27 protein-coding genes are annotated in these 26107 nt (G+C 74.2%); 17 read left to right on the top strand and 10 right to left on the bottom strand.

Features of this window, described 5'->3' with window-relative positions:
- The first annotated feature begins 193 nt into the window (after positions 1–193).
- Positions 194–2572 (top strand): SpoIIE family protein phosphatase, encoded by a 2379-nt coding sequence (locus ACP7TJ_RS30435; RefSeq protein WP_427766810.1) that lies wholly within the window; start codon positions 194–196, stop codon positions 2570–2572.
- A 54-nt stretch (positions 2573–2626) separates the two neighbouring features.
- Here ACP7TJ_RS30435 and ACP7TJ_RS30430 read toward each other — a convergent pair whose 3' ends face one another.
- Both ACP7TJ_RS30430 and ACP7TJ_RS30425 read right to left on the bottom strand, forming a co-directional pair.
- The gene (locus tag ACP7TJ_RS30430) at positions 2627–3595 is read right to left on the bottom strand and encodes an aldo/keto reductase (RefSeq protein ID WP_093769127.1); all 969 of its coding nucleotides are present in this window, start codon (positions 3593–3595) and stop codon (positions 2627–2629) included.
- Positions 3596–3677: 82 nt separating this feature from the next.
- Positions 3678–4202: a flavoprotein gene (locus ACP7TJ_RS30425; RefSeq protein ID WP_093769128.1), complete on the bottom strand. Its 525-nt coding sequence runs from the start codon at positions 4200–4202 to the stop codon at positions 3678–3680.
- 165 nt (positions 4203–4367) lie between these two features.
- Between ACP7TJ_RS30425 and ACP7TJ_RS30420 the strand changes: the two genes are divergently transcribed.
- Together ACP7TJ_RS30420 and ACP7TJ_RS30415 are read left to right on the top strand one after the other, a co-directional pair.
- Complete coding sequence (locus ACP7TJ_RS30420; RefSeq protein WP_367547831.1) at positions 4368–5000, top strand: LysE family transporter; 633 nt, start codon at positions 4368–4370, stop codon at positions 4998–5000.
- 698 nt (positions 5001–5698) lie between these two features.
- Positions 5699–6142: a nitroreductase family deazaflavin-dependent oxidoreductase gene (locus ACP7TJ_RS30415; RefSeq protein ID WP_093769130.1), complete on the top strand. Its 444-nt coding sequence runs from the start codon at positions 5699–5701 to the stop codon at positions 6140–6142.
- A gap of 76 nt (positions 6143–6218) precedes the next feature.
- Here the strand turns inward: ACP7TJ_RS30415 and ACP7TJ_RS30410 are convergent, their stop codons facing one another.
- Positions 6219–7166 (bottom strand): cation diffusion facilitator family transporter, encoded by a 948-nt coding sequence (locus tag ACP7TJ_RS30410; protein ID WP_167743867.1) that lies wholly within the window; start codon positions 7164–7166, stop codon positions 6219–6221.
- A 105-nt stretch (positions 7167–7271) separates the two neighbouring features.
- Between ACP7TJ_RS30410 and ACP7TJ_RS30405 the strand changes: the two genes are divergently transcribed.
- Positions 7272–8300, top strand: a complete 1029-nt coding sequence (locus ACP7TJ_RS30405; RefSeq protein ID WP_093769132.1) for a glutathione S-transferase family protein — start codon at positions 7272–7274, stop codon at positions 8298–8300.
- A gap of 68 nt (positions 8301–8368) precedes the next feature.
- Positions 8369–8680: a DUF4235 domain-containing protein gene (locus ACP7TJ_RS30400; protein ID WP_093769133.1), complete on the top strand. Its 312-nt coding sequence runs from the start codon at positions 8369–8371 to the stop codon at positions 8678–8680.
- A gap of 84 nt (positions 8681–8764) precedes the next feature.
- Here the strand turns inward: ACP7TJ_RS30400 and ACP7TJ_RS30395 are convergent, their stop codons facing one another.
- Positions 8765–9157, bottom strand: a complete 393-nt coding sequence (locus ACP7TJ_RS30395; RefSeq protein WP_093769134.1) for a VOC family protein — start codon at positions 9155–9157, stop codon at positions 8765–8767.
- A 235-nt stretch (positions 9158–9392) separates the two neighbouring features.
- Here ACP7TJ_RS30395 and ACP7TJ_RS30390 point away from each other — a divergent pair, with 235 nt between their 5' ends.
- The 3 genes from ACP7TJ_RS30390 to ACP7TJ_RS30380 all read left to right on the top strand — a co-directional run bounded on the left by ACP7TJ_RS30390 (position 9393) and on the right by ACP7TJ_RS30380 (position 11103).
- Entirely contained in the window at positions 9393–9767 is a 375-nt protein-coding gene (locus ACP7TJ_RS30390; RefSeq protein WP_193457241.1) for an STAS domain-containing protein, read from the top strand.
- Between the two features lie 126 nt (positions 9768–9893).
- Positions 9894–10556, top strand: coding sequence for a DUF4230 domain-containing protein (locus tag ACP7TJ_RS30385; protein WP_167743869.1), 663 nt, complete (start codon positions 9894–9896; stop codon positions 10554–10556).
- 70 nt (positions 10557–10626) lie between these two features.
- Positions 10627–11103, top strand: a complete 477-nt coding sequence (locus ACP7TJ_RS30380; RefSeq protein WP_093769137.1) for a VanZ family protein — start codon at positions 10627–10629, stop codon at positions 11101–11103.
- A 60-nt stretch (positions 11104–11163) separates the two neighbouring features.
- On the opposite strand, the gene ACP7TJ_RS30375 is transcribed toward ACP7TJ_RS30380, so the two are convergent.
- Together ACP7TJ_RS30375 and ACP7TJ_RS30370 are read right to left on the bottom strand one after the other, a co-directional pair.
- A complete protein-coding gene (locus tag ACP7TJ_RS30375) occupies positions 11164–11439 on the bottom strand; it encodes a hypothetical protein (RefSeq protein WP_093769138.1) in 276 nt (91 codons plus the stop codon).
- A 72-nt stretch (positions 11440–11511) separates the two neighbouring features.
- Entirely contained in the window at positions 11512–12321 is an 810-nt protein-coding gene (locus ACP7TJ_RS30370) for an SDR family oxidoreductase (RefSeq protein ID WP_376724405.1), read from the bottom strand.
- Positions 12322–12447: 126 nt separating this feature from the next.
- On the opposite strand from ACP7TJ_RS30370, the gene ACP7TJ_RS30365 reads away from it, so the two are divergent.
- From ACP7TJ_RS30365 to ACP7TJ_RS30345, 5 genes are all read left to right on the top strand, one after another.
- On the top strand, positions 12448–13533 hold the full coding sequence (locus ACP7TJ_RS30365; protein ID WP_193457243.1) for a PHP domain-containing protein: 1086 nt from the start codon (positions 12448–12450) through the stop codon (positions 13531–13533).
- Positions 13530–14186: an HAD family hydrolase gene (locus tag ACP7TJ_RS30360; protein ID WP_266403421.1), complete on the top strand. Its 657-nt coding sequence runs from the start codon at positions 13530–13532 to the stop codon at positions 14184–14186. Before ACP7TJ_RS30365 ends, ACP7TJ_RS30360 begins: the two co-directional genes overlap by 4 nt.
- Positions 14187–14232: 46 nt before the next feature.
- Positions 14233–15441: an FUSC family protein gene (locus tag ACP7TJ_RS30355; protein ID WP_246532117.1), complete on the top strand. Its 1209-nt coding sequence runs from the start codon at positions 14233–14235 to the stop codon at positions 15439–15441.
- Positions 15442–15784: 343 nt separating this feature from the next.
- The gene (locus tag ACP7TJ_RS30350) at positions 15785–16816 is read left to right on the top strand and encodes an SDR family oxidoreductase (protein ID WP_093769142.1); all 1032 of its coding nucleotides are present in this window, start codon (positions 15785–15787) and stop codon (positions 16814–16816) included.
- 65 nt (positions 16817–16881) lie between these two features.
- On the top strand, positions 16882–17154 hold the full coding sequence (locus ACP7TJ_RS30345) for a hypothetical protein (RefSeq protein ID WP_093769143.1): 273 nt from the start codon (positions 16882–16884) through the stop codon (positions 17152–17154).
- Between the two features lie 194 nt (positions 17155–17348).
- Here the strand turns inward: ACP7TJ_RS30345 and ACP7TJ_RS30340 are convergent, their stop codons facing one another.
- Positions 17349–18635 carry an ROK family protein gene (locus tag ACP7TJ_RS30340; protein ID WP_427766796.1) on the bottom strand — a complete coding sequence of 429 codons (1287 nt, stop codon included), beginning with the start codon at positions 18633–18635 and terminating at the stop codon, positions 17349–17351.
- Between the two features lie 82 nt (positions 18636–18717).
- Positions 18718–19710: a phosphotransferase family protein gene (locus ACP7TJ_RS30335; protein WP_367540965.1), complete on the bottom strand. Its 993-nt coding sequence runs from the start codon at positions 19708–19710 to the stop codon at positions 18718–18720.
- Positions 19711–19900: 190 nt separating this feature from the next.
- Between ACP7TJ_RS30335 and ACP7TJ_RS30330 the strand changes: the two genes are divergently transcribed.
- The 3 genes from ACP7TJ_RS30330 to ACP7TJ_RS30320 all read left to right on the top strand — a co-directional run bounded on the left by ACP7TJ_RS30330 (position 19901) and on the right by ACP7TJ_RS30320 (position 23083).
- On the top strand, positions 19901–20389 hold the full coding sequence (locus tag ACP7TJ_RS30330) for an FBP domain-containing protein (protein ID WP_093769146.1): 489 nt from the start codon (positions 19901–19903) through the stop codon (positions 20387–20389).
- Between the two features lie 99 nt (positions 20390–20488).
- Complete coding sequence (locus ACP7TJ_RS30325; protein ID WP_189911261.1) at positions 20489–21745, top strand: FUSC family protein; 1257 nt, start codon at positions 20489–20491, stop codon at positions 21743–21745.
- Positions 21746–21880: 135 nt separating this feature from the next.
- Positions 21881–23083: a lactonase family protein gene (locus ACP7TJ_RS30320; protein ID WP_167743877.1), complete on the top strand. Its 1203-nt coding sequence runs from the start codon at positions 21881–21883 to the stop codon at positions 23081–23083.
- Here ACP7TJ_RS30320 and ACP7TJ_RS30315 read toward each other — a convergent pair.
- Together ACP7TJ_RS30315 and ACP7TJ_RS30310 are read right to left on the bottom strand one after the other, a co-directional pair.
- On the bottom strand, positions 23051–23779 hold the full coding sequence (locus ACP7TJ_RS30315) for a DUF2470 domain-containing protein (RefSeq protein WP_390920181.1): 729 nt from the start codon (positions 23777–23779) through the stop codon (positions 23051–23053). The two genes, ACP7TJ_RS30320 and ACP7TJ_RS30315, sit on opposite strands and share 33 nt — an antisense overlap.
- Before the next feature lie 86 nt (positions 23780–23865).
- Entirely contained in the window at positions 23866–24474 is a 609-nt protein-coding gene (locus ACP7TJ_RS30310; protein ID WP_189911260.1) for a TetR/AcrR family transcriptional regulator, read from the bottom strand.
- A gap of 110 nt (positions 24475–24584) precedes the next feature.
- Here ACP7TJ_RS30310 and ACP7TJ_RS30305 point away from each other — a divergent pair, with 110 nt between their 5' ends.
- Positions 24585–26102, top strand: coding sequence for a cytochrome P450 (locus ACP7TJ_RS30305; protein WP_427766791.1), 1518 nt, complete (start codon positions 24585–24587; stop codon positions 26100–26102).
- Positions 26103–26107: the final 5 nt, after the last annotated feature.

Raw genomic sequence — 26107 nt, 5'->3', positions numbered from 1 at the left:
CTCCCAACTCCGTGCGCCGCCCATGGTTGTGGCAGAAGTGACACCCCGTCAACGGTCGTGACACGACGAGAGCCCTCCGGGATGCCGCGGAGGCGGCGGCACCGGTTCCCGTTCATGTCGCGCGCGGACCCACTAGGCTGGGACTCTGGCGATACACCGGTTCACGGTGAGTGTGCGCGATGGAGTGGCGACGATGAGGCCGGACGACCCGTTCGACGATGCGGTGACGGCCCGGGCCGTCATCGCCGCCGACGGCACGCTCGCGCGGTGGAGCGAGGGAGCGCGCCTGCTGCTGGGACACCGGGCCGAGGAGGTCGTCGGCCGCCCCGCCTCCGAGCTGCTGGCCGACAGCACGGGGCCGTTCCCGCTGCCCGCCGACCGCTGGAGCGGCACGCTGGTGCTGCGCCACCGCGACGGCGGCACGGTGAGCGTCTGGGTGCTCGCCCACCACCGGCAGCCCGGCGGCGACGGCCCCGGCGAGTGGCTCGCGGTCACCCCGCTGGAGGCCACCGACCACGACCTTCCCGACGATCCGCTGGTCAGGAAGGCCGTCTTCCAGTCGCCGTGCGCCACGATGGTCTTCGACCAGGGGCTGCGGCTGCGCGGGGTCAACGACGCGATGGCCCGGCTCCTCGGCCTGCCGGCCGACCATCTGCGCGGGCTGCGCCCCACCGACATCGGGGGCCGCCCGCAGCACAGCGAGCTGGAGCGGCAGCTGCGGCACGTGCTGCGCACCGGGCGGCCGCACGACATGCAGACCCATATGAAGGCCAGGGCCGAGAACCACGCGCACGCCTGGCTGGCCCGGCTGGCGCCGCTCACCGACCGGTCGGGGCGGGTGCGGGGCGTGTGCGTGACCGCCCACGACTTCACCGAGCAGTTCCGGGCCCGGGAGCGGCTCCAGCTGGTCAACGAGGCCAGCTCGCGCATCGGCACCACCCTGGACGTCACCCGGACGGCGCAGGAGCTGGCGGACGTCTGCGTGCCCGCGCTCGCCGACTTCGTCTGTGTGGAGCTGCTCGAGCCGGAGGAGGGCGAGGACGAGACGCCCGGCCGGCTGTCCCCGCCGGTGTCGCTGCGCCGGGTCGCCCAGCGGGCGCTGACCGACGACACGCCGGAGGCCGTCACCCAGGTGGGCGAGGTCGTCGAGTATCCGGCGGACTCGCCGCAGGCGGACTCGCTGGTCGCCGGGCACAGCATCGTCGCCTCCGTGCCGGCCGGCGACCTCGACTCCTGGCTGTCCGCGGACGAGACGCAGGCCCGGCGGATCGAGAGGTTCGGCGTGCACTCGATGCTGTCCGTGCCGCTCCAGGCGCGCGGCACGACCCTCGGGGTGGCCGCCTTCACCCGCTTCAGCCAGCCGGAGGCGTTCACCCACGACGACGTGCTGCTGGCCGAGGAGGTCACCGCGCGCGCCGCCGTCTGCATCGACAACGCCCGCCGCTACTCGCGGGAGCGGGAGACCACGCTCACCCTCCAGCGGAGTCTGCTGCCCCGGACCCTGCCGCGGACGGCCGCCCTGGAGGCCGCCACCCGCTATCTGCCGGCCGCGCGCTCCGGGGTGGGCGGCGACTGGTTCGACGTGATCCCGCTGTCCGGGATGCGGGTCGCCATGGTCGTCGGGGACGTCGTGGGGCACGGCATCCAGGCGTCGGCGACGATGGGCCGGCTGCGCACGGCCGTGCGCACCCTCGCCGACATCGACCTCGCCCCCGACGAGCTGCTCACCCACCTCGACGACCTGGTGCTGCACCTGTCCGAGGAGGCGGGCGGCGACTCCGGGCCCGGGGAGGTCGGCGCGACCTGTCTGTACGCGGTGTACGACCCGGTGTCGCGGCGCTGCACGCTGTCCCGGGCGGGGCATCCGCCGCCCGTGGTGATCCCGCCGGGCGGGCCCGCGCTCCACCTCGAGCTGCCGTCGGGGCCGCCGCTGGGGCTCGGCGGGCTGCCGTTCGAGTCGGCGGAGTTCGAGCTGTCCGACGACAGCGTGCTGGCGTTCTACACCGACGGGCTGGTCACCTCGCGGGGGCAGGACGCCGACCGGGGCGAGGCCCTGCTGCTCGAGGCGCTGTCCGGTGCGTCGGGTCCGCTGGACGAGACATGCGACCGGGTGCTGAACAGCGTGCTGGCGCCGGGCGGCGCGACCGACGACGTGGCGCTGCTGATGGCACGCCTGCGCGGTCTGCCGTCCTCCCAGGTCGCCACCTGGGACATCCCGGCCGATCCGGCGCTGGTGGCCCCCATCCGCAAGCAGGTTCTCGACCAGCTCGCCGCGTGGGAGCTCATCGGCGCGTCGTTCACGGCGGAACTGGTGGTGAGCGAGCTGGTCACCAACGCCATCCGCTACGGCGCCCCGCCGATCCGGCTGCGGCTGATCCACGACGCGGCGACCCTGATCTGCGAGGTCTCCGACACCAGCCACACGGCTCCGCACCTGCGCCGCGCCAAGACCTGGGACGAGGGCGGCCGCGGCCTGCTGCTGGTCGCGCAGCTCACCCAGCGCTGGGGCACCCGCCACACGACGGAGGGCAAGACGATCTGGGCGGAACTGGCGCTGGCGGACATGGAGTGACCCCGGCGGGGGCCGCTCCACGGAGGTGGGCGGCCCCGGCCGCGGTACGGCGCGTCAGTGACCCGCGATCGGGTGCGGGGCGTACGGCTCGCCGAGTTCGTCGAGTTCCTTGTCCGTCAGGGTGAGGTCGACGGCGGCCACCGCGTCCTCGATGTGGGACGGTTTCGCCGCGCCGACGACGGGCGCGGTGACCGTGTCCTGGTGGAGAAGCCAGGCGAGGGCGACCTGGGCGCGGGGGACGCCGCGTGCCCCGGCGACACGGGCGACCGCCTCGACGATCGCGCGGTCCCCCTCCTGGTAGAGGGTGCTGCCGAACCGGTCGGCGGCGCTGCGCTCCGTCGTGACGTTCCAGTCGCGGGTGAGCCGGCCGCGGGCGAGCGGGCTCCACGGCAGCACGCCGACACCCTGGTCGGCGCAGAGCGGCAGCATCTCCCGCTCCTCCTCGCGGTAGAGCAGGTTGTAGTGGTTCTGCATGGACACGAACGTGGTCCAGCCGTGCAGCTTCGCGGTGTACTGCGCCTTGGAGAACTGCCAGGCGTACATCGAACTGGCCCCGAGGTAGCGGACCTTGCCCGCCTTGACGACGTCGTGCAGCGCCTCCATCGTCTCCTCGACCGGCGTGTGCGGGTCCCAGCGGTGGATCTGGTAGAGGTCGACGTAATCGGTGCCGAGACGGCGCAGACTGTGGTCCAGCTCGGTCATGATCGCCTTGCGGGAGAGCCCCGCGCCGTTGGGTCCTGGCCGCATCCGGCCGTGCACCTTGGTGGCGAGGACTACGTCGTCGCGGCGGGCGAAGTCGCGCAGCGCCCGGCCGACTATCTCCTCGCTGGTGCCGTCCGAGTACACGTTGGCGGTGTCGAAGAAGGTGATCCCCGCTTCCAGCGCCTGCCGGATCAGCGGCCGGGACGCCTCCTCGTCGAGGGTCCACCCGTGGCTGCCGCGGCCGGGGTCGCCGTAGGTCATGCAGCCCAGGCAGACGCGCGAGACCTCAAGACCCGTCGAACCGAGCTTCACGTACTGCATCGTTGCTGCTCCTGCCGTCGGGAACGGTTGCTGTCGCAGGAGCGAGCGTACGTGTTCGCGCGTACTCGAAGCGGGGTGCCGCTCAGCCGCTTCGCAGCAGGTCCAGGGCCCGCTCCCAGCCGAACTCCCGCCGCCCGCCGTCCACTTCGTCCTGCCCCGCGTACGGGTCGCCGAAGCGGACGCCCATGCCGCGCAGCCGGGCGACGGCGTCCCGGTAGGCGGGGTGGGCGGCCAGCGCGTCGGCGACGCAGGGCAGGACGGCGATCGGCACGCCGAGCCCGGCCGCCTCGCACAGGGTGCCGACGGCGAGGGTGTCGGCGATGCCGGCCGCCCACTTGTTGACGGTGTTGAAGGTGGCCGGGGCGACCACCACGGCGTCGGGCGCCGGGAAGGGGCGCGGGTCGCCGGGGCGGCGCCAGGCGGAGCGGATCGGGCGGCCGGTCCCCGTCTCGACGGCGGCGGCGTCGAAGAAGCCGTTCATCGCCGTCGGGGTGGCGATGACGCCGACCTCCCAGTCCCGCTCCTGGGCCGCGGTGATCAGCTTGCTGACGTCCGCGGCGACTCCGGCGGCGCAGACGACGACGTAGAGGAAGGGCTTGTCGGTCACCCCGGCACCCTAGCCACGCAAAACCGTTTGCCGGTACCGGGCGGCGGGACCGAGGATCCTGCCCATGTCCACGCACATGGTCCCGCTGCCGCCGTCCGCCCTCGTCGTCGTCGCGGGCCGACAGCGGCAGTCAGGCGCCCAGGAAGGCACGACTCCCCCGCGTCCGTGACCGCCGCGCTGCTCGCGGGACTGCTGGCCGGGTACGGCATCGCGGTCCCGGTGGGCGCCGTCGGCGCCTGCCTCGTCTCCCTCGCCGCCCGTACGACCCTGCGCACCGGGGTGTGTGCGGCCCTCGGCGTCGCCACGGCCGACGGTCTGTACGCGCTCGCCGCGGTCCTCGGCGGTTCCGCGCTCGCGTCGGCGCTGCGCCCCGTCCTGGGCCCGCTGCGCTGGGTGTGCGTCCTCGTCCTGGCCGCGCTGGCGGCGTGGGGCGCGGTCGGCGCGGTACGGGAGTACCGCGGCCGGCGGCTCGCCGCCCGCGCCGCGTCCGCGCCTCCGGGCGCCCTGCGGGCGTATCTGGCGCTGCTGGGCCTCACCCTGCTCAACCCGACCACGGTGATCTACTTCGCGGCGCTGGTGCTCGGCTCGCAGGGCGGGTCGGCGGCCGGGGCGGCGGAGCGGTCCGTGTTCGTGACGGCGGCCTTCGCGGCCTCGGCGAGCTGGCAGGTCCTCCTGGCCGCCGGCGGCGCCCTGCTGGGCCGTGCGCTGACCGGCCACCGGGGCCGGCTGGCGACGGCCCTGGTGGCGAGCGGGGTGATGACGGCACTCGCGCTGCGGATGGCGTTGACGCCGGGCTGAGGGACCCCGCAGCCCGGGGGCGAGCGGCGGGCACGGGTCCGAGTCCCGGTGCTCGGCACGCCGACCGGATCGCCGCGACCCGGTAGCGCCGCTCAGCGCGAGCGGCCGCCCTCTGTGCTGGGCTCGGGCGGAGCAGGAGCGGTATGCAGCGGGCACAGGACGCCGGCCCCCGTGCCCGCCGCGTCGCCCGTGCCCGCCGCGTCGCCCGTGCCGTCGTGATCGGCCCGCGATCCGGTACCGCTGCTTGGCGCGGGCGGCCCGCGTGCTGGGCCTGGGCGGACCGGGAACGGTACGCAGCGATCCCACCGGAACCGGTGGTCGGCACAGGACCGATGCCGGTGCGCGGACCGCGATCAGCGCCCGGCCGTGCCGGAACCGCCCGGCGTACCCGCGCTCGGTGTGGGCAGAGCCGCCGGGCCGGGCGGTTCCGGGGCCGGTGCTGTCACGGTCCGGCCTCCCGGGGTCGGTCACGCCCTTGCCCCGCCGAGAGGGGCTGCAGGGCGCGGACGGGCGTGCGTCCGGGGAAACCGCTCGCGACTCGCCCGCCCGTCCTGGCCGCACGGCGGGGGTCGGACGGTGTTTGCTGGGCACTGGTCCTCCACGGCCGGGACACGCCCGGCCCGGACGACGTCCGGGTGCGGCGGGCGTGGAGCGATGATCGACTCGGCCGTACGACGCGAGAAGATGGGACGGATGCCATGCCTCTCGAAGGCGAGTACGAGCCCAGCCCGACGGCCTGGGTGCGGGAACAGGTGGACCTGATCGAGCGGTCCGGCGGTACGAAGGGGACGACGCTGCAGGGAAAGCCGGTCGTCCTGCTCACCAGCCGGGGCGCGAAGAGCGGCAAGCTGCGCAAGACCCCGGTGATGCGGGTGGAGCACGAGGGCCGGTACGCGGTGGTCGCCTCGCTGGGCGGCGCGCCCCAGCACCCGGTCTGGTACCACAACCTGAAGGCCCATCCGCAGGTCGAGCTCCAGGACGGCCCCGCCAAGTGGGACATGACGGCCCGTGAGGTCACCGGTGAGGAGAAGGCCGAGTGGTGGAAGCGCGCGGTCGAGGCCTTCCCGCAGTACGAGGAGTACCAGAAGAAGACCAGCCGGGAGATCCCGGTCCTCGTGCTGGAGCGGTCCGGCCAGGTCTGACGGGGCCGGCGCGGCGGTCCGGGAGGATTTCCCGGACCGGTCGCGCATGAAGCCCGGGCCGCCGGGCAGACGAGCGTCAGGCCCCGCCGCGTTCCCCCGTCGCGGCGGGGCCCTCCCATGCCTCCGCCGCGCCGCGCTCGGTGACGTCCAGGAAGACCTGGGCCGCCTCGGGGACCACCCGGACGATGGACCGCTTGATGCGCACGGCGACCTGTTCCACCCGCTCGCTGTCCAGTCCCGGCACCAGATCGACGCGGGCGGCCACCAGGGCGGTGTCGAGCCCGGTCTTCATGGTGAACAGCGCCTCCACGCTGTCGATCTCGGGCTGGGCGCGCAGCAGTTCCCGGATCCGGTCGCTCGCCCGCGGGTCGGCGGCCTCACCGATGAGCTGGTCCCGGGCCTCGCGGCCGAGCCGGTAGGCGACGTATCCCAGCAGCAGCCCGATGGCGAGCGAGGCGGACGCCTCCCACACCACCTGCCCGGTGACCATGTGCAGCGCCATGCCGGCCATGGCGAGGACGACGCCGACGACCGCGGTGCCGTCCTCGGCGATCACCGTGCGCAGCGCCGGATCGCCCATTCCGCCGCCCTGGCGGCGCACCTGGTAGAGGGCGCGCAGCAGCGAGCCGCCCTCGGCGAGGAGGGCCACGCCGAGCACGACGAGCCCGGCGACGTACCCGCTCAGGTGCTCCTCTCCCCCGTTCCGCAGGGCGTCGATCCCCTGGTAGAAGGAGAAGCAGCCGCCCATCACGAAGATGCCGACGGCCGCGAGCAGCGACCAGAAGAACCGTTCCTTGCCGTAGCCGAAGGGGTGGCGGCGGTCGGCCGGGCGGCGGCTGCGGCGCAGGGCGGCGAGCAGGAAGATCTCGTTCAGGCTGTCCGCCACCGAGTGCGCCGCCTCCGACAGCAGCGCGGGGGAGGACGCGACCAGGCCGCCGATGGCCTTGGCGGCGGCGATCACGAGGTTGGCCGCGAGCGCCACCAGGACGGTGAGCCGTGTTCTGCGATCCGATCGTGTAGTCACGACGGGCGATTGCCCCGGTCGGCGCAGCTCATACCGTGCGGTCGGGGGAAAACGGGGAACGCGGTGACAGGGACGACCTGGTACCGACGACAGAGGGAGACCACCATGGGCGGCCGCGACGACGGGGGCGGCGGCAACCGTGCGTACGGCAGGAAGGCGTTCAAACGGTCCCGGGCGCACTTCCAGGACCGGATCACCGCGGACGGGCGGGACGGCTGGCCGGTGGAGGCCGGGCGTTACCGGCTGGTGGTGAGCCGCGCCTGCCCCTGGGCGAGCCGGGCGCTGGTGTCGCGGCGGCTGCTGGGGCTGGAGGACGCGGTGTCCCTGGCCGTCGCGGACCCGGTCCAGGACGACCGGAGCTGGCGCTTCACCCTGGACCCGGACGGCCGGGACCCGGTGCTCGGCATCCGCTACCTCAGCGAGGCGTACGACCGGCGGGAGACGGATTATCCGGGCGGGGTGAGCGTGCCGGCCGTCGTGGACGTGCCCAGCGGGAAGCTGGTCACCAACGACTACCAGCAGATCACCCTGGACTTCGCCACCGAGTGGACGGCCCTGCACCGCGAGGGGGCGCCCGACCTGTACCCCGAGAAGCGGCGCGACGAGATCGACGCGGTGATGGACGACGTCTTCCGGGACGTCAACAACGGTGTGTACCGGGCGGGTTTCGCCACCGGGCAGGAGGAGTACGAGGCCGCCTGCACACGGCTGTTCCGCCGGCTGGAGTCGCTGGAGCAGCGGCTGGAGCGGCAGCGGTACCTGGTCGGGGACACCGTCACCGAGGCGGACATCCGGCTGTTCACCACGCTGGTGCGGTTCGACCCGGTCTACCACGGCCACTTCAAGTGCAACCTGTGGAAGCTGACGGAGAGCCGGGTGCTGTGGGCGTACGCCCGCGACCTGTACCAGACGCCGGGGTTCGGCGACACGGTCGACTTCGACCACATCAAGCGGCACTACTACCAGGTGCACACCGGCATCAACCCGTCCGGCATCGTCCCCCTCGGGCCCGGCCTGGCCGGCTGGACGACCCCTCACCACCGCGAGGAGCTGGGCGGCCGGCCGTTCGGTGACGGATCCCCGCCCGGTCCGGTGCCGCCCGGGGAGGAGGTCCCCGCGCGGGGCCGCCCCTGACCGGCCTCCGGCCCGACCGGCCATCCCTGACGACGCAATCGATACGCAGCCGATCTAGGAGAAGCGACGTGGCGAAGAAGAGCAAGAAGGCGAAGAAGAAGCTGCCCCTGGCGTACAAGCCGATCGGCTTCGCGCTGGGCTGGACCAGCGGCACCGTGGCGGGCATGGCCTTCCAGAAGACCTGGAAGGTGATCAGGAAGGAGGACAACGCGCCGGACGCGCTGGACCGCGACCGCGGCTGGGGCGAGATTCTGCTGGCCGCCGCGATCCAGGGCGCGATCTTCGCGGTGGTGCGCAGTGCGGTGGACCGTGCCGGTGCGAAGGCGATCGAACGGTCCACGGGGACGTGGCCCGTTCCCGATCAGGGGGGCCGGGACTGACCCGGAGCCGTCACGGGGCCCGAGCCCCGGACCCCGCACCTCGAACGCCGGAGGGGCTGACGTCGGTCGGCCCCTCCGGCGTGTTCACCCCTGCTTGGGCGCCGTCGGCACACCCCTGCGCACCGTGAAGGAGTGTCCCGCCGGGTCGGCGTACCCCCGTTCCTCGGCGGCGCCTGACGAGTCCCCGCTCTCCGTCGGGCGGCCGCCCAGGCTCACGATCCTCCGCTCCACCCCGTCCAGGTCCTCCGCCACGAACTCCAGGTGCGCCTGGAGGGAGTTCTCCGGGCGCGGCCAGCTCGGCGCGGTCGCGTTCACGTCGCGGCGCAGCGCCAGGCGGAAGCCGTCGGCGGCGCGGATCTCCACCCGGTTGGCGCTCGCGTCGACGTGCTCCGCCTCCAGCAACTCCTTGTAGAACTCGGCGAGTTTCTCGGGTTCGGCGCAGTCGAGCACCACCACGCCCGTGGTCACCAGTGCCATGTCTCCTCCGCGGCGTCGGATGCGGGGCGGTCCGGCCCCGTCTGAGTGACGCCTGTCCGCGCTCCCCGCTTTCAGTCATCGATCAAAGTGGCGAAAAACTCGGTCGCAAGACGAAGACATATGTCATTCGAACATGCTCAAATGCAGTCGTCCGCAAGTAACTCGCGTGCCGGGGACCGGTGTTGGGGCCGGAGGCGCTCCCCGGAGCACCCGGCAGGCTGGAGGCGATGGCGTCGTGCGGTACGAACCCCCGCCGCTGACGCGGCATCTGCGCGTGCGCCGCGACCGGGGCCACACCGTGCTGGAGTTCCACGGTGAGATCGACATCGCGGCCGCCGTGGAGATCGTGCCGCACCTGGACCTGGCGACCGCCGAGCCGGACGCCCGCGTCGTCATCGACCTGACCCGCGTCGAGTTCTTCGACCTCTCCGGGCTGCGTCTGCTCCACCGGGCCCGGCACCGCCTCGCCGACGGGCGGCTGCAGCTGGTCTGCGTCCATCCGCTGACCCTGCGGATGCTGCGGCTCACCGGCCTGACCCGTCTGCTGCCGCCCTGGCCCACCCTGGACGCGGCGCTGACCGCGCCCGAGTCGAGGTCCGGGCCGGTGTAGCCCTGCCGCGGGTCCGCCCGCCCGTGCGCCCCCTCCGTGCCCCCGGTGCGGGTGCCCTTCCCCCAACTGCCCTGTCTGTTCCGTGAGATGACGGGAATGCGGACGGGAGGAAGGAGGGCTGCCGCCATGACGACTCCAGTGAAGCGACCGTCCGCGCGCGTGCCCGGCTGGGTGAAGGCGCTGGGCGCGACGGTGGTGGTGCTGGCCGTGCTGTTCGCCGGGATCCGGCTGAGCGTACTGCCGGGCTTGAAGGACCTGTTCGGCACGGAGACCCGAGACCGCTCGGGGCCCGCGCTGCTGGAGTCCATCCAGGACATCAGCCGCTACGACGCCGCCTCGGGCAACTTCCAGGTGGTGGTGGACCTGGAGAAGGACACCAAGTTCCTGCCGGACGCGGTCCGCGGCAGCCGCACCCTGTACGTGGGCGCGGGCACCGTGGACGCGTACGTGGACCTCGGCGGGCTGAAGGAGGGCGACGTCCGGACGGACGAGGAGCGCACCTCCGCCGTCCTGCGGCTGCCCCGCGCCCGTCTCGGCACCCCGGCGCTGGACGTGGACCGCTCCTACGCCGTCTCCAAGCAGCGCGGCCTGCTCGACCGCCTCGGTGATCTGTTCTCGGACAACCCCAACAGCGAACAGGCCGTGCAGAAGCTCGCCGTGCGGCACATCCGGGAGGCGGCCGAGGAGAGCGGGCTGACCGCGCGCGCGGAGGCCAACACCCGGGAGATGCTCCAGGGCCTGCTGCGCTCCCTGGGGTTCGAACGGGTACGGATCACCTTCGCCGGCTGACCGGACTGTCCGGTCCGGCCGGGGGTAACCGCCGTAACACTCAAGGACGTTGACGACTGGAGGACTCCCGATGGCCCGCGCCGCCCCCCAACCGCTCCCCCTGCCCCTCAGGCTGCTGGTGCTCCTGTGCGCCTTCGCCTTCATGGTGGTCTTCGCGGTGGTGCTGGCCCGGCTCACGCTGCAGCCGTCCCCCGCCTCGGAGGCCCTGACGCACACCAATCTGCACCCGGGCCGCTCCCTGCGGGCCTACCTGGACCAGCCCGCGCTGCGCGACGCGGTCAAGCAGATCGGCGGCAACATCCTGCTGGGCGTGCCCTTCGGGGTGCTCGCACCGGTCGTCGCCCCGCGCACCCGGGGCTTCCTGCGCATCCTCGTCCTGACGGCCGTGGTGATGCTGCTGGTCGAGGTGGCGCAGGGCGCGCTGGTCACCGGCCGCGCCTTCGACATCGACGACGTCATCCTCAACACCGCCGGAGCGCTGCTCGGTTACCTGCTCGTGGGCCGGCGGATGAGCAGGGCCGTGCACGTACGCCGCAAGAAGGAGTGAGCCCGCGGCACAGCGTGCCGTGTACGCCTCCGTCCCCCGCGGGCGGAGGCGTACGGCTGTCTAGGGCTTCTCCTTGTGCTCCTCGCGGACGCGGGGGGCCTGGCGCGTGGACCAGGTGAACTTGTCCCCGCCCACCCAGCGGACCGTGTCGGGGTCGTCCAGGTCGTGCACCGTGATGCCGTACGCGACGGCTGCCTGCAGCACGTCGGTGATGGACCTGGCCTCCCCGACGACCTCCCCGTCGATCTCCACGATCCGGAACGGCGGAGGTCCGGGCTGCACCCCGAGCACCATGATCCGCGGCTGCGACATGTACGGACTCGCGCTTTCGGTCATGCATCGAGAGTAGCCCCAAACGGGATGATCACGGCTTTCCCGACATCACGCCCGGGTCCGCTCCCCGGCGCCTCAGGGCCGGCGCCAGTCGTGGCTCGTCAGATGCGACCCCGCCTGCGGTCCCATACGGAGCATCCCGCCGTCCACGCTCCACGAGGCCCCGGTGACGTACGAGGCGTCGGGGCCGGCCAGGAAGGCGATCACCGCGGCGACCTCCCGGGCGTCACCGGGGCGGCCGAGCGGGATGCCGGGGCGGCTCTCGGTGTGCGGGTCGGTGTCCTCCTGGCCGGTCATGGGGGTGGCGATCTCTCCGGGGGCGACCGCGTTCACCGTGATGCCGTGCTCGGCCAGCTCCAGGGCCATCACCTGGGTGAGCAGCCCGAGGCCGCCCTTGGCCGCGCAGTACGGGGCGGCGCCCACCCGCGGCTGGTGCTCGTGCACGGACGTCACGTTGACGATCCGGCCGCCGTCACCCTGGCGGATCATGTGCCGCGCCGCCTTCTGCGAGCACAGGAACGGGCCGAGCAGGTCGACGTCGAGCACCTCGCGCACCTTCTCGAACTCCAGGTCGAGGAACGGCGTCATGGTGCCGGTGCCGGCGTTGTTGACCAGCACGTCGACGCGTCCCAGCCGGTCGCACAGCTCGTCCACCGTGTCGGCGGCGCCGGGCAGCTCGGTCAGGTCCAGGTGGGCGACCTCGGCGCGGCAGCCGTGGACGCGCACCTCCTCGGCGGTCTCCTCCGCGCCCTCACGGTCGTTGTGGTAAGTGATGCCCACGTCCATGCCGGCGGCGGCGAGCCGCACGGCGGTGGCCCGCCCGATGCCGGAGTCGGCGCCGGTGACCACGGCGACCTTGCCGTTCACGGGGGTGGAGAGGGACATTCGGGCCTCCTCGTCGTCGGTGTCGGGGGTGCCCGGTCGCAGTACCCGCGGCGGGGCGGGCCAACCGCCCCCGACGCGGCGTGCGGCCCCGTACGCCCTGGGGAACCCTGGAGCGAGGAGGTGACCATGGACCCCGTGGAGGCGCTGGAGGAGATCGCGTTCCTGCTGGAGCGGTCGCTGGCCCCGACGTACCGCGTACGGGCCTTCCGCACCGCGGCGCGCACGCTGGCGGAACTGGGCCCGGACGACGTGCGCGAGCGGGCCGCCGCCGGAACGCTGGAGCGGCTCAAGGGCGTGGGGCCGAAGACCGCGCAGGTGGCGGTGGAGGCGCTGGGCGGGCAGGTCCCCGCGTATCTGCACAAGCTGCGCGAGGAGGCGGAACGGGAGCCCGCGGACCGGGCGGGAAGCGAGCTGCGGGCGCTGCTGCGCGGGGACTGCCATCTGCACTCCGACTGGTCCGACGGGGGCAGCCCGGTCGAGGAGATGGGCCGCACGGCCGCCGCGCTGGGCCACGAGTGGGCGGTGCTGACGGACCACTCCCCCCGGCTGACCGTGGCGCGCGGGCTGACGGCCGGGCGGCTGCGGGAGCAGCTGGACCTGGTGGCGGAGCTCAACGAGACATGGGCGCCGTTCCGGCTGCTCACCGGCATCGAGTGCGACATCCTCGAGGACGGCTCCCTCGACCAGGAGCCTGAGCTGCTGGAGCGGCTGGACGTGGTCGTGGTGTCCGTGCACTCCAAGCTGCGGATGGACGCCCGGTCGATGACCCGCCGGATGGTGGCCGCCGTGCGGAACCCGCACTCCGACATCCTCGGGCACTGCACCGGGCGGCTGCTGAGCGGGCGGGGACGGCCGGAGTCGGAGTTCGACGCGGACGAGGTGTTCGCGGCGTGCGCGGAGACCGGCACCGCCGTGGAGATCAACAGCCGGCCGGAGCGGCTCGACCCGCCCCGGCGGCTGCTGCGGCGCGCGGTGGACGCGGGGGTGCTGTTCTCCGTCGACACCGACGCGCACGCCCCCGGGCAGCTGGACTGGCAGATCCTCGGGTGCGCCCGCGCCGAGGAGTGCGGGGTGCCGCCCGAGCGGGTGGTCACCACCTGGTCGCTGGAGGAGCTGCTCGCCTGGGCGCGGGAGCGCAGGACGCCGGCGGGCGTGGGGGGCGGCCGCGGTGGTACCCGAACCGGTCCGCGAGGAGAGGAAGGACCTTCATGACACGGGCGGCGGTGTTCGACGTCGACGGCACTCTGGCCGACACCAATCATCTGCACGTCACGGCCTGGTGGGAGGCGTTCCGGCAGGCCGGGCACCAGGTGCCCATGCACGCGGTCCACCGGGCCGTGGGGCTGCCCTCCACCGACCTGATCGCACACGTCCTCGGCGAGGGCCGGGACGCCTCCCGGGACGCGGAGCTGAGCGCCGCGCACAAGACGCTGTACGGGCAGTACTTCGACCGGCTGCCGGCCCTGCCCGACGCCGGGCGGCTGCTGGAGCGTCTGCACGACGACGGCTGGACGGTCGTGCTCGCCACCTCAGCCGGCGGGGCGGAGCTGGGCGCGCTGCGCCGGGCCATCGACGCGGACCGGGCGATCTCCGCGACGGCGAGCGCCGACGACGTCGACGAGGGCAAGCCGGCTCCCGAGCCCGTCGAGCACGCGCTGGAGCTGGCCGGGGCGCCCGCCGAGCGCGCGGTGTTCGTGGGAGACACGGTGTGGGACATGCGGGCGGGCGCCCGGGCCGGGGTGCGCTGTGTGGGCCTGCTGTGCGGCGGCATCCCGCGCGCCGACCTGACCGAGGCGGGCGCGGACGTGGTGTACGACGATCCCGCGCACCTGCTGGCGTCGCTGGCCGACTCCCCGCTGGCCTGAGACTCCGTATGCGTGCTCTCCGGTGCGGCAGGGAAACCGCAGGCCCATGACGCGGGTGATCGACGGGACAGGGAACGACGGAGGTACGACCGGGCGGCTGGCCCGGGCCGCGGACGCGGTGCGCTGGGAGGCGCGCTCGGTGGGCCGGGCGGCGCGGGCCGTCGTCCGCGGGCCGGGGCGGGAACGCGATCTGCTGGTCCAGTCGCTGAAGGCGGCCCTTGCGGCGCTGCTGGCCTGGCTGGTGGCGCAGGTGTGGCTCGGCGACCCGATGGCGCTGATGGCGCCGTGGGTCGCGCTGGTGCTGGTGCAGGCCACCGTGTACAGCTCGCTGGTGACGGGGGCACGGCAGTTCGCCGCGATCTGCATCGGCGCGCTGGTGGCGTCGGGGGCGCAGGCGGTCACCGACGACACCACGGGCGCGCTCGCCCTGTCCCTTCCGGTCCTGGTGCTGCTGTCGAACTGGTCCCGGTTCGGCGACCAGGGCATCTACGCGGCGACCACGGCCGTGTTCACCATCGCCTCGGGCACGGTGAGCGCGGAGGCCGTGGGGCACCGGCTGGGGCAGGCGGCGCTCGGCGCGGTCATCGGCGTCGCGGTGAACGCGCTCGTCCTGCCGCCGGTCCATCTGCGGGACGTGCGGGAGAACCTGGCGGCGCTGGCCCGGGAGGCGGGCGAGGTGCTGAGCGCCGTCGCCGGGGACCTGCGCGAGGGCGAGTGGGACGCGCAGACGGCCGTCGGCCGGCTGAACGCGGCGCAGCGCCTCCAGGACCGGCTGGACGCGCTGCGCTCGGCGCGCGGCTGGAGCAGGGAGAGCATGCGGCTGACGTCCGGGATGCTGCGCACGCTGCACCGGGCGCCGACGGAGGCGCTGCCGTCGGAGGACGAGGACGAGCGGCTCGGCCGGATCACCGGCCATGTCATGGCTCTGACCCGCAGCCTGGCCGTCGCCGCGGACGAGGAGCGTTCTCCGGCCCCTCCCGACCCGGAGGTGCTGCGCGCCTACGGAAAGCTGCTGGAGCTGCTCGGGGACAGCTGCCGCGCCGAGGCGGACCGGCTGCTGGGCGAGGAGAACCCCGGTGACCCGCTGCTGGACCGGCGGACCGAGGCGGCGATGCGGGATCTGCACACCCGGCTCCAGGAGGGCCTGACCCAGGAGGCAGGGCAGGGCCCGGCCCGGACGGCGGTGCTGGGCACGCTGGTGCTCCAGGCGGAGAACCTGTGGGCGGACCTCGACCCGGAGGCGCGGGGCCGCTGACCGCCGGCGGAGGCGGTGACACACGTCACCGCGGAACCGGGGCCCGGGCGGAACACAGCGAGGCAGTTGCCCGTTGAACAGACCGTGGGTGCGGATGGGACAGTGTCCCCGGGCCTCACCATTCGCCCACAGGGACGATCGTCCGGCTGAAGCCCTGTGGAGCCGTTCGCCGAGAGGCGACCGCCATGCGCGCCCACCTGTTGCCGCCCCGGCCGTGATTCCCCCGTCGCGGCCGGGGCTCTCTTCTGTGCCCGCGCCCGCGCGGCCCCGGCCCGCGTGAGTCCGCCCGCCCGCGGGGTACCCGGACCGCTCCGCGGAGCAGTGCGGCCGGAGGGAGCGGAACGTGAGCAGCGCAACGGGACTCAGGGTCGTCGTCACGGGCGCCACCGGAAACGTCGGGACCAGCGTGGTGCGGGCCCTCTCGGAGGAACCCGAGGTGGGCTCCGTACGGGGGCTGGCCCGGCGGCTTCCCGACTGGTCGCCGCCGAAGACCGAGTGGGCGGCGGTGGACCTGGCCTCCGACCGGTTCGACCTGGTGCGGGAGTTCGCGGGCGCCGACGCGGTGATCCACCTGGCGTGGGCGTTCCAGCCCACGCACGACCCCGCGACCACCTGGCGCAGCAACGTGCTCGGCAGCATGCGGGTGTTCGACGCGGTGGCCCGGGCGGAGGTGCCGACGCTGGTGCACGCCTCCTCGGTGGGGGCCTACTCCCCCGGTCCGAAGGATCACGCGGTGGACGAGTCGTGGCCGACGCACGGCTGGCCGGACGCCGCGTACTGCCGGGAGAAGGCCTATCTGGAGCGGGCCCTGGACATCGTGGAGCGCGACCGGCCCGCCCTCAGGGTGGTGCGGATGCGGCCCGCGTTCCTCTTCAAGCGGGGGTCGGCGAGCGAGCAGCGGCGCATCTTCGGGGGGCGTCATCTGCCGGGGCAGCTGGCCCGTCCCGACCTCCTGCCGTTCCTGCCCGACATCCCCGGTCTGCGGATGCAGGTGCTGCACACGGACGACGCGGCGCAGGCGTACCGGCTGGCGGTGCTGTCCGCGCAGGCGCGGGGGCCGTACAACCTCGCGGCGGAGCCGACGGTGGACGTGGAGCTGCTGGGCGAGATGCTGGGCACGCGCCGGGTGCGGCTGCCGCGCGCCGCGGCCCGGTCGGCGGTCGCCGCGGCCTGGGGGCTGCGCCTGCTGCCCGCGTCCCCGCACCTGTTCGACGCGGTGCTGCGGCTGCCGCTGATGGACTGCACCCGGGCCCGGGTGGAACTCGGCTGGCGGCCGACGCGCACGGCGACGCAGGTGGTGGAGGAGTTCCTGCGGGGCATGCGGCAGGGCGCCGGGGAGAACACGGCGCCGCTGCACGGCAGCGCGGTGGGCTGAGCTGCGCGGTTGCGCGGGCCCGCGCGGGGTACCCGCGAGGGCCGTACGGATGAAGGGAGAGCGTCGTGACCGACCATCGCCTCGAAGGTCCCGGTGAGAACGGCGTGGGTGTCCCCCGGGATCTGCCCGACCAGCAGGCCGGTCCCGACGAGGACCCCTGGGAGGTCGCGCCGGCCGCCGCCGAGCGGGAGAGCGAGCGCAAGGCCGAGGAGTCGGACGGGCCGGAGTCCGACGAGGACGTGCCCGACACGGACGAGGCGGGCACGGGCCGCCAGGGCGCGCCGCACTCGGCGGCGTCCTATCCGGAGGCCCCGGTGCCGGACGAGTCCACCGGCTGACCTCCCGCCGCCCCCGGCGCGGGACGCGGTCCCGGCGGGCCGCGCGCCAGGCGGGTCCGTCGGGTCGGCGGGCGCCCGGTCGGCGAAGTCCGCGAGACGTCCCGGCCCGGCACGCGTTCCTCCAGCGCCGCGCGCCAAGCGCACGCGAAGACGCTGAACGACGGCCTGCCGGCCCGCGCAGACCGCGACGCGTCTCAGCGCGGGACGCGGTCCCGCAGGGCCGTGCGCCAGGCGGGCGCGGGGACGGCCGGGTCCGGCTCGGGGCGGCGGCCGCCCCGGTCGAAGAAGTCGGCGAGCGGCAGGATGGCCGCGCCGACGGTCACCGCGTCCGGGCCCAGCTTGCCCAGCTCGATCGTGACCCGCTCCGCCGGATGGCGCAGCGCGTACGACAGGGCGTGGCGGCGCACGGCCGGCAGGAAGCGGGAGCCGAGCTGGAGGCCGGCCCAGCCGCCCATGAGGATGCGTTCCGGCTGGAACAGGTTGATCAGGTCGGACAGTCCCGCGCCCAGGTACTCGGCGGTCTCCTCCAGCACGGCCAGGGCGACCGGATCGGCGTCCGCGCCGTCGGCCGGATAGGCGGCGGCGAGCATCGCGGTGAGCGCCGTCTCCTCGTCGGTGTCCTCCGGGACCCGGCCGCCCTCCTCGCGCCAGCGGGCGAGCAGCGACTCCGCCCCCGCGTACGCCTCCAGGCAGCCCAGCGCGCCGCAGCGGCAGCGGCGGCCCCGGACCCGGACGGTCAGGTGCCCCCACTCCACCGCCCGGCCGTGCCGCACCTCGGGGGTGACCAGGCAGGCCCCGACGCCGGAGCCGAAGAGGACGACGAGGGCGTTGCCCGCGCCGCGTCCGGCGCCGAACCACATCTCGGCCTGGCCGAGCGTCCGGGCGCCGTTGTCGATGAAGTAGGGCACGCCGTCGGGCAGCGGGGAGCCGTCCCGGAGCAGGGACTCCAGCGGGACCGCGTCCCAGCCGATGGTCTGGCCGTGCACCACCGCGCCCCGGTCGGCGGTGCGCTCGACGATGCCGGGGACGCCGATGCCCACGCCGAGGAGCCGTTCGGGAGCGAGGTCCGCGGCGGCGAGCACCTCGTCGATGCCGGAGCGGATGTGGTCCACGATGACCTCGACCTCGTACCGCTGCTGCTCCAGCGGGCGTTCGGTGCGGGCCAGCTCGGTGAGGGCGAGGTCGAACAGCTCGACGCGGACGCGGGTCTCGCCGACGTCCACGCCGATCATGTGACCGCTCGCCGGGGCCACGCGCAGCAGGGTGCGGGGGCGGCCGCCGTCGGAGTCGACGCTGCCCGCCTCCTCCACCAGCCCGTCCGCGATCAGGTCGGCGACGACATTGCTGACGGAGCCGGAGCTGAGGCCGGTCGCGGGGCCGAGTTCGAAGCGGCTGAGAGGGCCGTCGAAGTAGAGCCGCTGCAGCACGGCCGTGCGGTTGGCCCGTCTGAGGTCGCGCACCGTGCGCCCGTTCCCCGCCATGTGGCTTCCCTCCCATGCACCCGGCCCGACCTGCAACATACCGCCGGGCGGCGGCCCGGCGCGACTTTCCGTCCCCCTTAGTTCATGATGTGAACTTACTCGCCTCGCCGATGTCCTCCAGCGTGGCGGTCAGGTGGGGGCCGACGCGCTCCCGGACCCGGCGCGCGTCCTCGGCGCCCACGGCCCGGGGCACCGTCTCGGTGAGCATGATCAGGTCGAGGTAGGCGCCGTACAGAGCGAGGCGCAGACGGGCGCCCTCGTCGAGGACCACGGGGCCGCCCTCCTCCGCGTAGCCGGCGAGGAAGGCGTCGTCCCGCCGGATGTCGTCGAGCAGCGCCAGGGAGACGAAGTCGGCGAGCGGGTCGCCCCAGAACATCCGCTCCCCGTCGATCAGTCCGCCGATCCGGGCGCGTCCGTCCGCCGGCCGGTCCACCAGGATGTTGCCGGGCCACAGGTCGAAGTGGACCAGCACCGGCACGGTGACCGCGTCCAGCGCCGGAGCGGCGGCCCGGAACACGGCGGCCACCTCGTCGACGGGGAGGGGCAGCCAGGGGCGGTGGTCGCGGGCGTCGGCGAGCACGGCGTCGGCCATCGCGGTGAAGGCGGTCCGCCAGTCGGGGGCGAGCGGGCCGAGGGCGCCCGAGGGGTAGCCGAACGCGGTTCCGGTGACCCGGTGCAGCCGCGCCACCTGGCGGCCCAGCTCCGTGCGCAGGGCCTCGCGCTCCTCCCCGGCGGGCGCCGCCTCGGGCCAGGGCACGCCCGGGCACGCGGTGAGCAGCAGATGCGGTTCGGTGTCGTCCGGGGCGAGGGACACGGCGCGCGGCGCGGGCACCCCCGCCTGCTCCGCCCCGGCGCAGAAGCCGGCCTCCGCGACCAGCAGCCGCCGCTCGTGACGCAGCCCGGGGACGGTGGGCGGGGGCGGGACCTTCAGGACGTACCGGGTACCGTCGGACAGGAGGATCTCCTCGACGGTGTTGTAGGTGCCCCCGGCCAGCGGACGCACCCCGGCCAGGGCGCCGGGCGGCAGTCCCGCGTCCGCGAGCACCCGGCGGGCCCGTTCCCAGGAGTCCCCCATCGTGCGTACCCCTCCCCCTCCGCGACTGCGGTACAGCGTACGGCGCGCCCCGGGGCGGGGGCGCCGGGGCGGCGGGCGGCGGACCGGGGCGCGGCGGAAAACCGTTGGCTCCCGCACGGGGCCGGTCCCTACGCTGGCCGCCGAAACCTAGACCCCCTAGGTTTGATGGAACATCACAGGAGACGACCTCATGAGAGCACTCACCGAGCAGGACATCCGCGGTTCGTTCATCAACTGCTCGAAGGGTGAGGCGAAGCGGCTGAGCGTGCCCCGGGACCTGGACGGGCGTCCGTGGGACGACCTCGACTTCCTGGGCTGGGGCGATCCGGGCGCGCCCGACCGCAGCTATCTGGTCGTCGAGCGGCAGGACCGGCTCGTCGGCGTGGCCCTGCGCTTCCAGCCCGCGCAGCGGGGCTTCCTCCACCGCAGCATGTGCTCACTGTGTCTGACGACCCATCCACGCGGCGGGGTGGCGCTGATGACCGCGCGCAAGTCGGGCCCGGCGGGCCGGGAGGGCAACTCGGTCGGCGCCTACATGTGCACCGACCTGGCCTGCTCCCTGTATCTGCGCGGTCTGAAGGTGCCGGAGACCGGGGCGCGGTTCGAGGAGAGCCTCACCCTCGAGGAGCAGATCGACCGCACGCGGAACAATCTCTTCGCCTTCATCGACAAGCTGTAGCCCGCCGGGCGACGGGGCATGGTCCCGTTGCCCTCCCCCGGGCGACTGCTGTCACACGGAACACGTTCGTCACACGCGAGGAGGGGGAACCGTCCGAGGATGCACGTCGTACGCCAGATGACCGAGCCTGCCGTCCGGATCCTCAAGCAGCACCGTGACCCGCTGACCGTGCAGACGGTGCGGTCGGCGGCCGCGGCGACGCTCGCCTACGTCATCGCGGTCCGGCTGAGCCCCGAGGCCGCGCCGCTCACCGCTCCCCTGACGGCGCTGCTCGTCGTCCAGGTCACCCTGTACTCCACGCTGACGACCGGTCTGCGCCGGGTGAACTCCGTGGTGACCGGCGTGGTGCTGGCGATCCTGTTCAGCCTGCTGGTGGGCCTGACCTGGTGGAGCCTCGGTCTGCTGATCCTCGCGGCGCTGGTCACCGGTCATCTCGTGCGGGCGGGCGAGTTCGTGCCCGAGGTGGCGATCAGCGCGATGCTGGTGCTCGGCGTGACCACCCACGGGGACACCGCCTGGGCGCGCATCGTCGAGACGCTGATCGGCGCCTTCGTCGGGATGGGGTTCAACCTGCTGCTGGCGCCGCCGGTGTGGGTGGAGGAGGCCGGCGAGTCCATCGAGGAGCTGGCGCGCCGGGTGCGGCAGCTGATGCTGCGGATCGGCGAGGAGGCCGCGGGCCGTCCGCCGGCCGCGCGCGCCGCGGCCCGGCTGCACGAGGCACGCCGGCTCGACCACGACATCAGCGAGGTGGACGCCGACCTGCGGCAGGCGGAGGAGAGTCTGCGGCTCAACCCGCGGGTCCGGGAGGGACTGCTGCACCGGGTGGTGCTGCGCACGGGTCTGGACACGCTGGAGATCTGCACGGTGGTGCTGCGGGTGCTGGCCCGCACACTGACGGACCTGGCGAAGGAGCGGGAGCCGGAACGTCTCTTCGGCGAGGAGACGGGGCAGATCTTCGAGGAGCTGCTGGCGGAGATCGCCGACGCCGTGGTCAGCTTCGCCGTGCTGGTCACCACGAGCGTGAGCGCCAACGCCGAGTCGGCGGAGGAGCGGCTCGCCTCGCAGCTGCGGCAGGCGGCTGGCACCCGGGACAAGCTGGCGGAGCTGCTGTACGAGGAGGCCGGGCGCGACCCGCGGCGGTGGCATCTGCTGGGCGCCCTGCTGACGGAGGTCAACCGCATCCTCGACGAGATGGACACCGAGCACCGCACCCGGCGGCTGTTCGAGGAGCTGGACCGTCACTCGCGGGAGCAGCGGGAACGGCTCCCGCGCCTCACCCGCCTGCGGGAACGGCTGTCCGGTCTCCCGGTCCGCTTCCGCCGCGACCGGGAGGGGAAGCGGGCGCGGCAGCGCTGACAGGGGCGGCTCCGTACGCCGGAAGGACGGCCGGCGGCCCGCCCGTGCGGGCGGGGGCTCCCTTGCGTTCGACGGGTGACCGACGCCAAGGTTGCCCGAGGCGAGCGGGACGGGAGACGACCGAAGGTGCGTGTGATGAAGAAGGCCGGCTTGAGCAGGCGCCGTTTCGTGGGCGCGTTCGCGGGGACGGCCGCCGGCATGTCGCTGCCCGCCTGCGACGGAGGCGCCCCGCCGTCCGGCGCCCCGACCCCGCCGGCCCCGGCCACGGTGACCGGCCCGCCCTCGCCGAGCACGACGCCCTCGGGTCCGCGCCCGCTGTACCTGGGCACGTACACCTCCGTCGACGGCGGCGGAGAGGGCATCGGGCTCGCCTCGTACGACCCGGCGACGGGGCGGATCAGCGGCGCGGGCGTCATCGGAGGGGTGGGCGACCCGTCGTTCCTCGCCGTGCACCCGGACGGCCGGACGCTGTACGCGGTGAACGAGCGGGAGGACGGCGCGGTGACCGCCGTGCGGCTGTCCGACCGGGAGGTGCTGGGCAGCAGCGCCACGGGCGGGTCCTCCCCCTGTCATCTGTCGGTGCATCCCGGTGGCCGGTTCCTGCTGAGCGCCGACTACGGCTCGGGCAGTGTCGCGGTGCACCGGATCGAGACGTCGGGCGCGCTGGGCGAGCGCACGGACCTGGTCACCCACTCCGACCCGGCCCCGGGGCCGGGTCAGCAGGGACCGCACGCGCACCAGTTCATCACGGCCCCGGACGGCGGCCACGTCCTCGCGGTGGACCTCGGCACGGACACCGTGTACACGTACCGTCTCGACGAGAAGGCCGGCACCCTCACCGAGGTGTCACGGGCGACCGCACGGGCCGGCGCGGGACCGCGTCATCTGGCCTTCCACCCCGGCGGGCGGTACGCCTACCTCGCCAACGAGCTGGACGACACGGTGACGGTGTGCGCGTACGAACCCGGGTCGGGACGCCTGACGATCGGGGATCCGCAGCCGACGGGCTCGGAACCGGGCTCGGGCACCAACTACCCGGCGCAGCTCGTCGTCACCGGTGACGGCCGGTACGCGTACCTCGCCAACCGGGGCCACGACAGCGTCGCGCGGTACGCCGTCGAGGAGGACGGGGCGCGGCTGCGGCTGCTCGGCACGGTGCCGGTGGGCGGCGACTTCCCGCGCCACGTCGCCCTCTCCCCCGACGGCGGGCTGCTGTTCACGGCGAATCAGAGGTCGGGCGACGTCAGCGTGTTCCGCGTGGACCCGGACAGCGGTGAACTGCGTCCGGCGGGCGAGCCGTTCACGTCACCCGTCGCCGTCTGCGCGCTGCCGCTGTAGCGGCCGGGGGCAGGAGGCGGCGGCCGCCTGGGAGAGCAGGACGTGCATGCGCTCGGTGAGCCGCGAGACGTCGTCGGCGGGCGCGTGGAACGGCAGCCGTACGTCGCTGTCGGTGCGGGCGTGTTCGATGCGCAGGGTCAGCCCGTGCCGGTCCACGGCGAGCGGCCTCACCCGGACGGCGCCCTGCAGACGCGCCGGGTCCACCAGGCGGGTGAGCCGGTCGACGGCGTCGGCGTGGCAGTCCGCGAGGTGGGTCAGCAGCCGTGCCTCGGCGCCGGCCAGCGGGTCGGGCGCGGCCGCGGCGAACTCGTCGGCGCCGACCGTCAGCGCGCCGGAGGGCCGGCGGAGGACCACGCGGGTGGGCCGCAGGGCGAGCCGGCCGCCCTCGGCGGAGAACCGTCCGGCGAGCCACACCCGGGAGCGGACGCGGTCACGCACGGGGACGGGCGCGACGTCGGCGAACTCCAGCACGGCGGACGGCTCTTGGCGCGGCGCGCGGAGCACGGCGGCGAGCAGGGCGCCGTCCTCGGGCGCGTCCAGCAGCACCCGCCCGTCCTCCGTGACGGTGTGCGCGCCGACCAGGTCCTCGCGGGTGCCCTCCGCGGTCACCGTGCAGGACCATGCGGCGGCGAGCACGGAGCGGGCCCGCTCGGCCGCGCCCGGCGCGGCGGCCCAGCCGTGCGTGTGGTCACCCATCCCAACCTCCTATTAGGTAAGCCTTGCCTAACCTATCGGAGATCAGGGCGCGCGCCAACCGGCCCCGGTGATCCTTCCGAAACCTTTCAGGGCGCGAGGACGCCCAGCAGGGCGCGTGCGCACAGGTCGCGCACCTGCTCGCGCCCCAACTGCGCCCCGCGCAGCCACTCCAGACAGACAGCCGTGGTGAACGCCAGCCAGCCGCGCACCGCGAGCCGGGTGTCAGGCCGGGACTCCAGGACGGGACCGAACTCGGGGTCGGCGGCGAGCGCGGCGAGGATCTGCCGCTCCTGCGCGGCCAGCGCCCGCCGGTAGACCCGCCGCACCGCCTGGTCACCCGCCGCGTCGGCGCGGTGAAAGGCCCGGTAGCCGTGCGCGTGGGCCTCGACGTACTCCAGGTAGGCGTCGAGCCCGGCGGCGAGCTGCTCGCGCACCGGGACGCCCGGCACGGGCGCCGTCATCCGGAGCATCCGTTCGCTCTCACGCTCCACCACGGCCGCGAAGAAGTCCCGTTTGGCCGGGAAGTAGTGGTAGAGCAGCCCGCGCGACACCCCGGCGATCTCGGCGACCTGCTCGATCCACACCTCGTCGTACGGGCTCTCGGAGAACAACCGCGCACCCACGGCGAGCAGTTGCTCCCGGCGCTCCTCGGTGCTGAGCCGGCGGCGCGCCCGCCCGCCCTGGTCCACAGCCATTCCCGCACTGTAGTTGACGCCGGTCCGGCGGCCGGACCAGACTGTGACCGCTTATTGAACTCATGTGCAACACGTCGCCACTCGCTCGCCGGACCGAAGGAGACCGCGTCATGGCGGAGACGACGGCAGGGGCCGCCGTGCCGAAGGGGTTCCGCAGCGCGGAGCAGGGCTGGCCCGCACTGCACCGCATCCCGCACCCGCCGTACCGGCTGCCGCTGCTCGGCGACGTCATCGGGGCGGGCAGACGCACGCCCGTGCAGGACTCGGTGCGGATCGCCCGGCAGCTCGGCCCGGTCTTCCGGCGCAGGGCGTTCGGCAAGGAATTCGTGTTCACGTGGGGCGCCCGGCTGGTGGCCGACCTGGCCGACGAGTCGCGGTTCGCCAAGCACGTGGGACTGGGTGTGGCCAACCTGCGCCCGCTCGCGGGCGACGGCCTGTTCACCGCCTACAACCACGAGCCCAACTGGCAGCTGGCGCACGATGTGCTGGCGCCCGGGTTCAGCCGCGAGGCGATGTCCGGCTACCACCCGATGATGCTGTCGGTGGCCGCGCGCCTGACCGAGCACTGGGACCGGGCGGCGGCGGCCGGCCGGTGGGTGGACGTGCCCGGCGACATGACCAAGCTGACGCTGGAGACGATCGCCCGCACCGGGTTCGGGCACGACTTCGGCTCCTTCGAACGGTCCCGCCCGCACCCGTTCGTCACGGCGATGGTCGGCACCCTCTCGCACGCGCAACGGCTGAACAACGTGCCGCCGGCGCTGGCCCCGCTGCTGCTGCGCCGGGCGAACCGGCGCAACGCCGAGGACATCGCGCGCCTCGGCCACATCGTCGACGAGGTGGTCCGCCGCCGCCGCGCGGACGGGCACGCGGACGGCGATCTGCTGGACCGGATGCTGGAGACCGCGCACCCGGTCACCGGGGAACGGCTGTCACCGGAGAACGTGCGCCGCCAGGTCATCACCTTCCTGGTCGCCGGCCACGAAACCACCTCCGGCGCCCTGTCCTTCGCCCTGCACTACCTGTCCCTCCACCCGGACGTGGCGGAGCGCGCCCGCGCCGAGGTGGACCGCGTCTGGGGCGACACGGACACGCCGGCCTACGAACAGGTCGCCCGCCTCCGTCACGTCCGCCGCGTCCTCGACGAGTCGCTGCGGCTGTGGCCGACCGCGCCGGCGTACTCACGGGAGGCGACGCGGGACACGGTGCTGGCGGACGAGCATCCGATGCGGCGCGGCGCCTGGACGCTGGTGCTCGTCCCGATGCTGCACCGTGACCCCGAGGTGTGGGGCGCGGACGCCGACCGCTTCGACCCGGACCGCTTCGAGCCGGCGGCGGTGCGCTCCCGGCCGCCCCACACCTACAAGCCCTTCGGCACGGGCGCCCGCGCCTGCATCGGCCGCCAGTTCGCGCTGCACGAGGCGACGCTGGTCCTGGGCCTCCTCCTCCGCCGCTACGACCTGCACCCGGACCCGTCGTACCGGCTCCGGGTGACGGAACGGCTGACGCTGATGCCGGAGGGGTTGCGGATGCGGGCGGTGCGGCGGAGTCCTCCGCGTGCGGGCATCCCCGCCCCGCGGACGGACACCGGGGCAGCGTCCCGGGGCAGCGGTGGTCCAGCCGGCTGAGCACG

The organism is Streptomyces sp. DSM 41931, from assembly GCF_050271085.1.
GTDB classification, from domain to species: domain Bacteria; phylum Actinomycetota; class Actinomycetes; order Streptomycetales; family Streptomycetaceae; genus Streptomyces; species Streptomyces albogriseolus.
Note: the sequence above shows the minus strand (reverse complement) of the source record. Positions and strands in the feature narration are given on the sequence as shown.